At 71.1% G+C, this 12,766-nt stretch carries 9 protein-coding genes and 1 pseudogene; 8 read left to right on the top strand and 2 right to left on the bottom strand.

Annotation, left to right across the window (positions count from 1 at the left end; all coding sequences use genetic code 11):
- Positions 1-462, top strand: a pseudogene (locus AB0F62_RS41200) (epoxide hydrolase); the annotation flags it as partial.
- A 540-nt stretch (positions 463-1,002) separates the two neighbouring features.
- Positions 1,003-1,527, top strand: coding sequence for a sigma factor-like helix-turn-helix DNA-binding protein (locus AB0F62_RS41195; RefSeq protein ID WP_361811524.1), 525 nt, complete (start codon positions 1,003-1,005; stop codon positions 1,525-1,527).
- 44 nt (positions 1,528-1,571) lie between these two features.
- On the opposite strand, the gene AB0F62_RS41190 is transcribed toward AB0F62_RS41195, so the two are convergent.
- Positions 1,572-2,051 carry a MarR family transcriptional regulator gene (locus AB0F62_RS41190; RefSeq protein ID WP_361811521.1) on the bottom strand — a complete coding sequence of 160 codons (480 nt, stop codon included), beginning with the start codon at positions 2,049-2,051 and terminating at the stop codon, positions 1,572-1,574.
- A gap of 471 nt (positions 2,052-2,522) precedes the next feature.
- Between AB0F62_RS41190 and AB0F62_RS41185 the strand changes: the two genes are divergently transcribed.
- From AB0F62_RS41185 to AB0F62_RS41165, 5 genes are all read left to right on the top strand, one after another.
- Entirely contained in the window at positions 2,523-3,497 is a 975-nt protein-coding gene (locus tag AB0F62_RS41185; protein WP_361811518.1) for an alpha/beta hydrolase, read from the top strand.
- 578 nt (positions 3,498-4,075) lie between these two features.
- Entirely contained in the window at positions 4,076-4,483 is a 408-nt protein-coding gene (locus AB0F62_RS41180; RefSeq protein WP_361811515.1) for a hypothetical protein, read from the top strand.
- 194 nt (positions 4,484-4,677) lie between these two features.
- Positions 4,678-7,458, top strand: a complete 2,781-nt coding sequence (locus tag AB0F62_RS41175; protein WP_361811512.1) for an AAA family ATPase — start codon at positions 4,678-4,680, stop codon at positions 7,456-7,458.
- 90 nt (positions 7,459-7,548) lie between these two features.
- Entirely contained in the window at positions 7,549-8,265 is a 717-nt protein-coding gene (locus tag AB0F62_RS41170) for an alpha/beta hydrolase (RefSeq protein ID WP_361811509.1), read from the top strand.
- Between the two features lie 343 nt (positions 8,266-8,608).
- Complete coding sequence (locus AB0F62_RS41165) at positions 8,609-9,013, top strand: SsgA family sporulation/cell division regulator (RefSeq protein WP_361811506.1); 405 nt, start codon at positions 8,609-8,611, stop codon at positions 9,011-9,013.
- A 370-nt stretch (positions 9,014-9,383) separates the two neighbouring features.
- Here the strand turns inward: AB0F62_RS41165 and AB0F62_RS41160 are convergent, their stop codons facing one another.
- Positions 9,384-9,581, bottom strand: a complete 198-nt coding sequence (locus AB0F62_RS41160; RefSeq protein ID WP_361811503.1) for a hypothetical protein — start codon at positions 9,579-9,581, stop codon at positions 9,384-9,386.
- Positions 9,582-10,307: 726 nt separating this feature from the next.
- Between AB0F62_RS41160 and AB0F62_RS41155 the strand changes: the two genes are divergently transcribed.
- Complete coding sequence (locus tag AB0F62_RS41155) at positions 10,308-12,395, top strand: NPCBM/NEW2 domain-containing protein (RefSeq protein ID WP_361811500.1); 2,088 nt, start codon at positions 10,308-10,310, stop codon at positions 12,393-12,395.
- The last annotated feature ends 371 nt before the right edge of the window (positions 12,396-12,766 follow it).

The following is a 12,766-nucleotide window of genomic DNA, read 5'->3' as shown; positions in this document are numbered from 1 at the left end:
GTCTACCGGCACGTGTACTACGCGTACATGATGGCCGACCGTCCGCAGTCGCTGACCGGGCTGGCGGACTCCCCGGTCGGCCTGGCGGCCTTCCTCCTCGACCACGACGCGAAGAGCCTGGCCATGATCTCCCGGTCCTTCGACGGCGTGCCCGAGGGCCTGTCCCGCGACGACGTCCTGGACAACATCACACTGTTCTGGCTGACCAACACGGCGATCTCCGCGGCCCGTCTGTACGCGGAGAACACCACCTCGTTCTTCGGCATCAACAACGTCAAGCTCCCGGTCGCCGTCAGCGTCTTCCCCGACGAGCTCTACCCGGCCCCCAAGAGCTGGACCGAGCAGGCCTACTCCAACCTCGTCCACTACAACCGACTCCCCAAGGGCGGCCACTTCGCCGCCTGGGAGCAGCCGAAGTACTTCGTCGACGAGCTCCGCACCGGCTTCCGCTCCATGCGCTGACCCACCCGCCTGCGCCGTATCACGCGCACAGGCCGTAACCCGCGGGGCGGCCGGACGGCTCGACACCGAGCTGCCCGGCCGCCCCGGGTCGCGCGGCCTGGGCCGCGGACTCCCCCACCGGCGCCTGCGGGCGCCGGACATTGCATCCCCGTATCCGATCGCCGTGCCGTGACCGCGCGTCGGTCATGGCAGCCACCCGTCCCCTTCGGCCGAGAAGGGGTTCTTTGTCAGTTCGGAGAAACACATGTCTTCAGCAATTGCGGTGTCCGCCGGCACGTCGTGTCCGACGGTCGTCACGGACCATGCGAAGGGCCGCCATCGGGGGAATTCGGCCTCCGAACGTCTGCGAGACCTCTGGCTTACCGGACACGGGCGGCATCGCCAGGTCGCGACGGTCGTCTCCACACCAGGGCTGACATGAACGACTCCCCCTCCCGCATCGATCCCATCCGGCACATCGGTGAAGGGGCCGTCGGCAGCGCTCTGATCCGGCAGGCGGTCCGCGAGGAGACCGGGCTCGCGCGGTTCGACCGTGAGGCCATGCCCTTCCTCGGCCCGCTGTACACAGCCGCGACGCAGATGGCATGTGACGATGCCGACCCCGACGACCTGGTACGGCAGACGTACGGGCGGGCATTCGAGGCGTTCGAGACGCTGCCCGAGGGGGCCGGCGTGAAAGTCTGGCTGTTCCGGATCCTCGCCGACACCGCGCTCGACGCCCTCGGCGAGCCGAACAGGCCCGGGGGCCTTGCCCGCAAGCCCACGGCACATCGCCCGCAGGAAGTCCCCGGTGAGCGGAGCGTGGTCCCGGGTGAGCACACGGCTCGGGTCACCCACGCGCTGGACCTGCTGACCGACGAGGATGTGTCCGCTGCGCTGCGGCGCCTGCCGGTTGAGGTACGGATCGTGGTGTATCTGGCCGACGCCGAAGACTTCACCGCCGGCGACATCGCGGAAATCCTGGGCATCGATGCGGGCAGTGTGCGATCACGGCTCCGCCACGGGCGCGGCGTTCTCCTTGAGATGCTCACGGCCGCCGCCCATCGGCGCGGGCTGCTCGGCTGACCGCCCGTGCACGTCCCGGACAACCGACTCCCCCGCCCCGGGAGTTACCGGCCGGCGGTGACGTTCGCCGTCAGGCGCTCCAGGACAGCCTTGACGTTCCCGGCTTCCGCCGGGGTGAGTCCCGCGACCTGCCCCATCGTGGCCGGAATGACATGCGCGCGCTTCCGCAGTTCCGCACCCTCTTCGGTGAGGCTGATCTGCACCGACCGCTCGTCGCTCGCGTGGCGTTCGCGCCGGACCAGGCCGTGGGCCTGCAGGCGCTTCAGCAGCGGTGTCAAGGTGCCGTAGTCGAGTTGCAGGAGCTTGCCCAGCGATTTGATGGGGAGCGCACCGTGCTCCCACAGCACCAGCATCACCAGGTACTGCGGATAGGTCAGGTCGAACTCTTCCAGCAGGGTCCGGTAGCGGTTGGTCAGGGCCCGCTGCGCCGCGTACAGGGCGAAGCACATCTGGTCGTCGAGGAGCAGGCTGACCTCGTCAGCCTCCGCCTCCGGGCGCTCGACGGCGGGCTTGTTCCCACTCATCGCGACTCCTCTCCGCATCATGGTTGCGCACTAAACAGTACATCTCACAACTTACACGGTCGCCATTATATTGCGCACACTTAAAATTACCACGTGGGGTTATCGGGCCAGTGCGTGGAGTACGCGGCTCCCCCGGTACCGCGCTGCTGATGGGGTTGAAGAGGGCCGTGTGCATCCTGTGCCCGGCCCCCGCCTCACCGTCGAGGCGGCAATGGTCCAGCCGCCGCCGTCACCAGGTGCGGCGACGGCACTCCGCATCCCTTGAGACGGGCCGCGTTTCCCGGCGGCGCACGCCCGCGTCCGGGGTTCACAGTCACATGACCGATGCGGCAACGCGCGCTGTCGGGGTTGGATCGCAGGCAGTGTCCGCGCGCAGAGCGGGCCGGTGAGTTCGGCGGCGGACGCGGCGCCCGCCAGAGGCTCGGCCTCCCCCAGCCCGCGCGGATTCTCTTCCCCCACCAGGAGTGCGTGATGCCCGAGTACGTCCCCTTGCAGCAGCCCGTTCTCGAGCCGGCTGCTCGCGAGTTCGCCGAAGCCACCGCGGCCCCGCCGTTCCCGTTCGACCTGGGGCCGGCGGCGGGCCGTAGGGCGCTGGAGAAGGCGCAGGCCCTGGAGCACCACCATCTTGAGGTGGAGGACAGTTGGGTCGCGGTTTCCGGCGGGCCGAAGGGCAGCGTCGCGGTGCGGCTTGTGCGGCCGAGACATGCCGACGGGCCGCTGCCCGCCGTCCTGTACCTCCACGGCGGCGGCTGGGTCTTCGGGAGCGCGCGCACCCACGACCGCCTGGTACGTGAACTGGCCACCGGCGCACGGGCCGTCGTGGTCTTCCCCGAGTACACCCTTTCCCCCGAGGCCCGCTACCCCCAGGCGCTGGAGGAGTGCCACACGGTCGCCCGATGGGTGGCCCGCCACGGAAGTGAGCACGGCATCGACCCCACGCGACTGGCCGTGGCCGGAGACTCCACCGGCGGCAACCTCACCGCGGCCCTGACGTTGCTGGCCAAGGAACGCGGGGATGTCTCCTTCCGCCATCAGGTGTTGTTCTGCCCCGTCACCGACGCGAACTTCGACACGCCCTCCTACCGCCGGTTCGCCGAGGGCCACTCCCTGCGCCGCGATGTCATGCGGTGGTTCTGGGACCAGTACACGACCGACGAAGGGCAACGCGCGCAGATCACGGCCATCCCGCTGCGCGCCACCGGGCAGGATCTCGCCGGCCTGCCCCCGGCCCTGGTCATCACCGCGGAGGCCGACGTCCTGAGGGACGAAGGCGAGGCATACGCCGCGAAGCTGCGCGCCGCCGGAGTTCCCGTGACCGCGACCCGCTACGGGGCGACCATCCACGACTTCGTCGTACTCAACGCGCTGTCGGCGACAGACGCGGCCCGCAAGGCGGTCGCCCAGGCCGTGGCCACCCTCCGGCAGGCGCTTGACTCCGAGCTCTGAATCCGGGTGAGCCTGCGGCACCGTAGGCGCTGCCGTACGGAACAACACCGCGGGCATTCACCGACGTTGCCGCTCCGCGAGGCCAAGCGCACAAGGGAGCCACCCGAAGCCGTCCGCGGGCCTCCGCGCGCATCGCACGGCCGGGACGCCGCCGGGAGGTACCTGCCCCAGGCGCACCGCCGGGCCATCCGCGGGCCATCCGCGGGGCCCGCCCCACACGCCGGCCAAGCACCCGCACGACGCGCGCGCCGACGGCGACGTCCAGGGACGCACCCCGCCCGCCAGGCCGGCCGGACGATGACGCGGACACCCGGGCCGAGAGTCCGGGGGAAGCACACGCCGGACGCCACAGGCCGGCAGCCGGGCAACCGCCCCGGGCTCGTCGGGCGCCGGAACCCGGACGTTCCTGCCGCCACCGACCGCGCGCCGCGAGACCCGCGCCGGCGGCGGTCGCCGACCCGGCCGACGGTGAGCCGATCACCGATTCGGGCGGGAAGTCCCCCTCGGGAACCGCAGGCGTCGCTTACAGGGCGGCCGGGAACTCCGGGCACGAGGCCCGGCGAGCATGTATTCTCCTAGTGCAAACATGGTTATGCACTAGTTCAAAGGTCTCCGCTATTTCTGTCTCGCTCTCCACCGCCGATGCGTACGCGGCCGTCAACCGCGCCGCGCCGACCCGGGGCCGAGGACGGATCCCGTACGACCACGACCCGGTGCACCCGAGCCCCAATGCGGGCCGCCTTCGCCGCGTTGCCCCCGTCCGCGACGGCGCGGCCGCCACGCCGCCGGTCTCCCCCGCCGGCGCCGGTGAGCGGCTCCGCGTGCACGGCACCACCGGTTCCCGCCCACCGGGCAGCACCGGCGAAGAGGCCGGTCCGCCCCGCCGGCGGGGCCGCCTGGCCGTGACCGGCACCCATCGGGAGCCCGACGCTGCCGACGACCTCGGCACGTCGATCACCAACCCCGGCCACCTCGCCGGGCACTGACCGCAGTCCGCACGCAGACCCCACCCCTGGCCGCCGCCCGGCCACCCGCGCACGACGTCGGCCGGCACGGTCAACCGGCCCGCCGCGGTGACCCCGTTCGTCCAGGCGCTCCGCCGCGCACCCGCGCCGGACGCCGCCACACAGCCCTGCCCCATGCCCATCCCCTGGCTCGCGAAAAGAAACGGAAGCAAGCAGTGATCGGTAGTGACTCTTCCAAGCGCGACACGGCCCGTGCGCTGATCGGTCGGGACCGTGATCTGCACGCGATCCGCGAGCTCGCGGGCCTGGGCACCGGGGGTGGAGCACTGCTGGTGTCAGGGGATGCCGGGGTCGGGAAGACAGCGGTGCTGGACGCCGTCGCGGCGGGCGCCCACGCCGAGGGCGCCCGGGTGCTGCGAGCCGCCGGTGTCGAGTTCGAGGCGAACTGCAGCTACTCGGGTCTCAACCAGGTCCTGTTTCCCTTCCATCGCGAGATCGAGGATCTGGAGGTGCCCTTCCGCGAGGCCCTGCGCGTCGCGCTCGGCTTCGAGAACGGCTCGCCGCCTCAGACGCTGATGGTCTCCAACGCCGTGCTCCTCCTGCTGCGGACGGTCGCGGCCGGAGACCCGCTTCTCCTGGTGATCGACGACCTGCCCTGGCTGGACCAGGCCAGTGCGGCGGTCCTGGGCTTCGCGGCGCGAAGGGCGGCCGGCATCGGTGTGAGCTTCCTCGCCGCGTCGCGTTCCGGGACGCCCGGCGCGAACGACTCCGGTGCCCTGCCCGAATACCGGCTGCAGCCGCTCAATGAGGAATCGGCCGCCCGGCTGGTCTCCGACACCTCGCCCCACCTGGTTCCCAGCGCCCGCCGGCGCCTGTTGACCGTGGCGTGCGGCAATCCGCTCGCACTGCTGGAACTGCCGTCCGCCCTGCCGGCCACACGGGGGCCCGCAGGCGGCGACATCCCGGCCGCCCTACCGCTCAGCACACGACTCGAAGCGGTGTTCGGCTCCCGCGTCACCAGCCTGCCGCAGCCCTCCCAGCGCCTGCTGCTGCTCGCCGCGCTGGAAGGCGTCGGGGACCTCGGCGTCCTGCAGGCCGCCTCGAGGCAGACCGGAGACGGCTTCGACCTGGAGGACCTGGGACCTGCCGAACGCGACCAACTGGTCTCCATCGAGGAGGGCACACGGCGCCTGAGGTTCCGCCATCCCCTCATCCGCTCGGCCGTCGTGGAGAACTCCACCAGCAGCCAGCGGCGCGCCGTCCACACCGCCCTCGCCCAGGTCCTGGTGGACCAACCCGAACGCCGGGCCTGGCACCTGGGCGAGGCCACCTTGGAACCGGACGAGAACGTCGCCGCCCTGCTCGAAGACGCGGCGCGCATCACACTGCGCCGCGGCGACGCCATGGGCGGCATGCGCACCCTGATCCGGGCCGCGGACCTCACACCGCCAGGCGCCGGCCGCAGCCGCCGCCTGGCCACCGCGGCCTACATCGGCGCCGAGGCCACCGGGTCACTGCCCAGCGCCCAAAAGCTCCTGGACGACGCACGGCACACCGCCGCGGACCCGGGGAGCTCCCTGCACTCGGCCGCGGCCGCCGCCGTTCTCATCCTCAACAGCGACAGCGACATCGACACCGCGCACACCCTGCTGGTCGACGCGATCGAAGCCGGAACCCACGGATACGACGCCGCGGACAAGTCGCTCGTCGACGCCCTGCACACGCTGGCACTGGTGTGCTTCTTCGGTGCCCGGCCCGAACTGTGGCAGCCCTACCACCGCGCACTGGACAAGCTGACCCCCAAGGCCCCACCGGTACTGTCCGCGCTGGCCAAGACCTTCTCCGACCCCGCCCGCACCGGGGCCGCGGCCTCGAACGAACTCGACGAACTCATAGCGCAGCTGGCCGACGTCACCGACCCGGCCCAGCTCCAGCGAACCGGCTCGGCAACCCTGTACGTCGACCGCCTCGGCGACGTCCGGGAAGCACAGTGGCGCATGGTCCGCATGGGACGAGACGGCGGCCCGGCACGCCGCCACATGGCCGGACTGATCCATCTCACCCTGGACGACTACCTCACCGGGATGTGGGACGAGGCAGACCAACTCGCCGAAGAGGGAATCCAGTTGTGCGCCGGCCACGGCTACACCGGCTTCGCCTGGTACTTCCACTACGCCCAGGCCCTCCTGGCCGCCGCCCGAGGCGACGCCGACAGCTCGGACGCGACAACCGAACAGGTCATCCACTGGGCGACCCGCCGCAAGGCATTCGGCGCCGCCCACTACGCCCACCACGCGGCCGGGTTGGCGGCCCTGGGACGCGGTGACTTCGCCGACGCCTACGAACACGCCACCGCCATCAGCCCCGCCGGCCACCTCGCCTCGCACGCCCCACACGCGCTGTGGGCGACGATGGACCTGGTCGAAGCCGCCATACGAACCAACCGGCACCAGGAAGCAGCCGCCCACGTCGAAGCGATGCGGGAAGCCCGCATCGCCGAACTCTCCTCACGGCACGCCCTGCTCACCCACGCCGGCGCCGCACTGAGCACCGCCGACGACGACCAGGCCCTGCAGCTGTTCGCCCACGCTCTCGACGTACCCGGCGCCGCACGGTGGACGTTCGACCACGCCCGCGTCCAGCTGGCCTACGGCGAGCGGTTGCGGCGCGTCAGGGCGACCACGGAATCCAGGGGGCCACTGGCAGCGGCACTGTCGGCCTTCCGGCGGTTGGGAGCCCACCCCTGGACCGAGCGTGCCGAGACCGAACTACGCGCCGCCGGCTCCGCCAAGCGGCGGCCCGGCACCGCCAATCCGGACACGCTCACCCCCCAGGAGCTGGAGATAGCCCGCCTGGCGGCCTCGGGCCTGACCAACAAGCAGATAGCCGGGCGCCTTTTCCTCTCCCACCGCACCGTGGGCGCCCACCTGTACCAGATCTACCCCAAGCTGGGCATCACCTCCCGACGCATGCTCCGCGACGCCCTCGAGTCCTGATTCGAAATCCCCCGCCGCCTTCCGCCCCCTCACGCCACCCGAGCGGCAAGCGACCGGGCACGGCCACTTCACTTCAGAAAGACCCCGTACGTGAGCACACTCCCCACCCTCGTCCTGGTCCACGGCGCCTGGCACGGCACCTGGTGCTGGCAGCCGCTGATCGAGCAGCTCCCCGATCTCGACGTCCGGACCGTCGCCCTGCCCAGCAGCGGGCAGGACCCGGCGGCCCTGGGCGGCCTGTACGACGACGCGGAGGCCGTGGCCAAGGCCATCGCGGCCGCCGGCGGCCCGACCGTGGTGGTCGGCCACTCCTACGGAGGAGCCCCTGTCACCGAAGCCGCCGCGGCAGCGGGCAACGTCCAGCGCGTCATCTACCTCAGCGCCTTGATGCAGGACGTCGGCGACTCGGTCCTGTCCCTGGTCGGCGGCGTCCACCCACCGTACTGGGACGTGCACGAGGAGCCCCAGGGCCGAGCCGGCCACGGCTACTTCGAAGCGGCCCAGGCCGCGCACGTGCTGTACAGCGACGTCGATCCGCATCTTGCGCAACAGGCCGCCGCCAGGCTCGGCCGCCAGTCCCTCGCCTCGGTCACCCAGCCCCTCACCCAGGCCGCCTGGCGCACCGTACCCGGCACCTACATCCTGTGCGAGCAGGACCTGGCCCTCCCGCTGCCGCTGCAGGAGGCCATGGCCACCCGCGCCCAGCGCACGGTCCGACTGCGCAGCGGGCACAGCCCGTTCCTGTCCCAGCCGGCCGAACTGGCCCGCGTCCTCCGACAGGAACTCGCCCTCGGTCCCCAGCAGTAGCGGTCACGCGCGGTCCGGCAAGCGCCGGCCGCCGTGCCCGTGGCCGCCGAAGCCCCCACCGGACAGAGCCGGCTGCGCGAAGGACCGCGCAGCCGGCTCTGGCGCGTGCGGACCGAAACGGGCACACACGCACGAGGAGCCGGCGCCCATGGGCGTCACCCCTGTCATTGCCCCGGTGGTGTCGCGTCCTTCGGCCCCGTACATAAGCCATGGGCCCGGTCGGGTGACCGATGCCCAGTCGGTGTCCCCCGAGCCACAGTGGAGAAGTTCCCGCAGTTCGAAAGGGGCCCCCGTGCCTTACCGGCAACCAGACTTCCCGACACCCGAGCGGCCCGTACGCCGCATGAGGTCGCTGCGCTTGCGCGCCGACAGGATCCTCTCGCCTTCGCTCCGCATCCCCCACGAGGCCGAGTTCCGTTACGACCAGACCGATCCCCTCGCCGTCTCGCTGGCCCTGCGCACGCCGGAAGGCTCCATCGTCCGCTGGACGGTCTCGCGTGACGTGCTGTTCGAGGGAACCGAAGAACCCAGCGGCATCGGGGATGTGCGGTTGTGGCCCTCACGGGTCCGTGCCCGCCGGGTGGTACTCCTGAGACTCGAGGTACAGGACCTGTCGAGCCTCTTCGAGCTGGACCTCGCGCGACTGCGGGGATGGCTGGAGGAGACGTTCCAGCTGGTCCCTCCCGGCACGGAATTCGATCACGTCGAGTGGGCCACGGCCCTTGCCACGCTCATGCGGCAGGGCTGACCACCCCGCGTAGTAAGGGCCCGCCGCAAGGCGACGGAACACCGATCAAGAGGGCGCGTGCCCGGTCCCTCCGGGCAGCGTCTCCACCGCGTCCACACCGTTCCTCGGCGCTACGCGCCCAGGTGGTTGATGTCCCGGCTGTGGAGGATCCGCCGGGCGGACGCGCCGGAGCGGCGATGCACGATGGCGCGGCCTCGCTCTCTCCTGTCCGTCCTGAAGGGGCAGGAGACAGCGGTGTCGCACGCCGCACGCCGCGGTGTCCGGCTCGGCCCGACCCCCGGCTCAACGCTCGGCGCCCAACCCGGAGCGATTCACCGACCGTGCCCGGCAGTCCTCGGCATGGCGGACCACGCCGAGCTTCACCCGGGCGTCAGGGCTTGTATACATCGGTGTACTGCGGTCCGTCCGACTCGGCCTTGCAGCCCTCGCTACCGGCAGGCATGCCGTGGGAGATCACCAGAGCGTAGGACTGCGGGACGAAGTCGCACCCCTTGCCGGACCACTGGGACGCAAGGAACGTCCAGCCGACGGCGGCTATGGCGAGCGTGTACTTGGTCGTGGCGTTCATACGAATGACCGTGCCTCGGTTCGCCGGGCAATCGTGACCCGGTTCGGAGTTTATGCGTAAGTATGAGTGGATTGCGCTCATATGCGCGACCCGACTCTTCGCAGCACATGCACGCGGGGAACGGATGCCGCGTGGCGCCCGGGACGCCGTCATCGCAGGTCACAGCACATAGCAGTACTCCTCGACGACACCACCGAGGATGCGGGTGCATCGAAGTCCGCAGCCCTCGAACACGCGCACGACCAAAGGCCGTCGACCGAAGGCCCAGCAGGGGCGGCACCCGACACCGTGTCGCCGCGAGGTCGCCAGGCATGCCCGGCACGGGCCTCATCCGCCATCAGGCGGCCGAGGACCCCGCGCCGACCGGCGCCGATCACCCGCTCACACGTCGACCGCCGGGATCGCACGCCTCCGCCGCGAGCGCCTCCCGCCAGGCACCTCCCACATCTCCGGCGATGCGTCACATCTGACGTCACATCGGACATGGCCTGAGGCGGCGCGATGGGGTGCGGCACCTGACGGAGCCCCACCAGTAACTCTTAATTTAGGAATTATTATTGACGCACGCCCGTAACCGCTGGAAGATCCTCGAAACAAGATCGCAGGCGCGCGGGCGTTGAGTGGTCCGGAGACCGGCCGCCGCACCCTCCACGAGGGAGCGGCACCCGGGGCTCACGACCAGGACGGGTCGGCACGTCTGGTGGATCGGACAGAGAAGGATCCGATGTGAAAAGACATCTCACCGCCCTCCTCGCCGCGGTGACCGGCTTGCTGGCCGTGGCCGTGCCGGTGCCCGCCCTCGCGAGCCCGGCGGCCGGCACCGACGCCGTGGCGGCGTCGGCACCCGCGCAGGTGCTGAGCCCGACGCCGTACATGGGGTGGAACACCTACTACGCGTTCGGTGGCGATCCCACCGAGGCCGAGATCAAGTCGACAGCCGACTTCCTGGTCAGCAGCGGCCTGCGCGACGCCGGCTACCAGTACGTCTGGATCGACGGCAACTGGGCGGCGCCGACCCCGCGCAGCGCGGCCGGCGACCTGACGCCCAACCCCGCCCAGTTCCCGAACGGGCTGGCGCCGCTGGTCGACTACATCCACTCCAAGGGCCTGAAGGCCGGCATCTACACCGACGCCGGCCCCTACATACCCGGCAAGTGCGGACTGGGCAGCCACGGTTACTACCAGCGCGACGCGGACCAGTTCGCCGCCTGGAAGTTCGACGCGGTCAAGGTGGACTACCTCTGCGGCATCGCCGCGGACCTCGACCCGAAGACCGTCTACACCGAGTTCGCGCAGGCGCTGCGGAACAACGCCGCCAAGCGCCCCATGATCTTCAACCTCTGCAACCCGGTGACCTCCCCCGACTGGGGCAACTACCCGGAGGAGCAGCAGTCGACGTACTCCTGGTCCTACGCGCCGAAGATCGCGCAGTCCTGGCGGACGTACACCGATGTGGGCTTCGTCGACGAGATCAAGTTCAAGGACGTGCTGCGCAACTACGACGCGAACGCGCGGCACCCCGAGGCCGCGGGTCCCGGGCACTTCAACGACCCGGACTACCTCGGTCCCGAGCACGGAATGTCCGACGAGGAGTTCCGTACCCAGATGACGCTCTGGTCGGTGGCGGCCGCCCCGCTGGTGATCGGCAGCGATGTCACCAAGCTGGGCAAGACCTCGCTCAGCACTCTCTCCGACCCCGACGTGCTCGCGATCAACCAGGACCCCGCCGTCGTCCAGGCCGTCCGCGTCGGCCCCGCCGGCACCACGGAGACCTGGGTGAAGCGGCTCGCCAACGGTGACCGTGCCGTGGTGCTGCTGAACCGCGGCGACAGCCCGGCGACCCTGACCACGAAGGCGTCGTCGGTCGGGCTGTCCGGCCACCGGTTCACCCTGAAGAACGCCTGGACCAACCAGGTCACCGAGAGCGCGGGCACGATCAGCGCCGCCGTCCCGGCGCACGGCGCGGCCCTGTTCCGGGTCAGCCGGGCCACGGGCAAGCCCGGTGTCCCGCACGTCGTGGCCGGCCTGCCGCAGGTGACGCAGGTCGGTGACGACGCGGTGCCGGCCGGGACCTCCCCGCTGGTCGCCGGCGGCGACCAGGCCCGTATCGAGGTCACCGTCCGCAACGACGGCAGGCAGTCGGTCCTCGCGCCGCGGGTCGAGCTCGCGGTGCCCGCCGGCTGGACGGCCACTCCGCTCGGCCAGGCGCCGAAGCAACTGGCGTCCAACCGTTCCGCGACCTTCGCCTTCACGGTGACCCTGCCGGCCACCGCCGAGCCGGGCAACGCCGCGCTGACCGCCACCACGTCGTACGAGGTGGCCGGCAAGGGACGGCTGCGGCAGGAGACGGCCACGTCGGTGGTTGTCGCTCCGGCGGCGCCCGACGGCGACGTCGTGCTGTCGCACCACAAGTGGATCAGTGCCACCAGTGGGTGGATGAGCCCGACGGTCGACCAGAGCGTCGGCGGCTGGTCGCCGATCAGCATGCTCGGCCAGACCTACCCGACGGGCATCGGGGTCGCCTCGCCCTCCACCGTCCGCTACTACCTCGGCGACCGGTGCACCCGGCTGGCCGCGACCGTCGGCATCGACGACGCGGTGCGCAACGTCGGCCCGGAAGGCGGCACGTCGACCTTCCAGGTGATCGGTGACGGCAAGGTGCTGTTCGACAGCGGTGTGCTGACCCGCGACGACATCCGCCAGGCCGACGTCGACCTGACCGGCGTCCGGGTGCTCGACCTGGTGGTCGGCGACGCCGGCGACGGCGGCTACAACGACCGCGCGAACTGGGCCGGTCTGAACGCCAGCTGCTGAACCGGCTCGGCCGCATCCGGGTGAGGTCTCACCTGGGTGCGGCCGATCCGCCAGGACGTGGGTGCGCTCCACGACCGTGCCGGCCGACATCCGCCGGCGTGGGTGCGGACCGATGCGCCGCTCGGGTCAGGCGCACCGGTCCGCGGACATCGGGGCCTGCGGGTCACAGGCGGTCGGCCCTGTTCGGAACCCGCGGTTCCCGAAGAGCGGACCGGTGCGCGCTTGCTTGGGGATCGGCGCAGCGGTCCGCGGTCTACGAGGGCGAGAGGTCAGACCAGGTCGGCCTTGTCCAGGGCCGAGCAGCAGGTGTCGACGATGAGGCGGGTGACGACGTAGGGGTCGACGTTGGCGTTGGGGCGCCGGTCCTCGAT

The sequence above is a fragment of the Streptomyces sp. NPDC026673 genome, from assembly GCF_040638135.1.
In the GTDB taxonomy this organism is placed as follows: Bacteria; Actinomycetota; Actinomycetes; order Streptomycetales; family Streptomycetaceae; genus Actinacidiphila.
The sequence above is the reverse complement of the archived record's forward strand: the minus strand, read 5'-3'. Positions and strand labels throughout refer to the sequence as shown.

What these genes read in the sequence shown, in the direction of transcription:
- AB0F62_RS41195 (WP_361811524.1), top strand. Translation starts at nt 1,003, where the DNA reads ATGCCCTTCCTCGGCCCGCTGTACACAGCCGCGACGCAGATGGCATGT.
- AB0F62_RS41190 (WP_361811521.1), bottom strand. Translation starts at nt 2,051, where the DNA reads ATGAGTGGGAACAAGCCCGCCGTCGAGCGCCCGGAGGCGGAGGCTGAC.
- AB0F62_RS41185 (WP_361811518.1), top strand. Translation starts at nt 2,523, where the DNA reads ATGCCCGAGTACGTCCCCTTGCAGCAGCCCGTTCTCGAGCCGGCTGCT.
- AB0F62_RS41165 (WP_361811506.1), top strand. Translation starts at nt 8,609, where the DNA reads ATGAGGTCGCTGCGCTTGCGCGCCGACAGGATCCTCTCGCCTTCGCTC.
- AB0F62_RS41160 (WP_361811503.1), bottom strand. Translation starts at nt 9,581, where the DNA reads ATGAACGCCACGACCAAGTACACGCTCGCCATAGCCGCCGTCGGCTGG.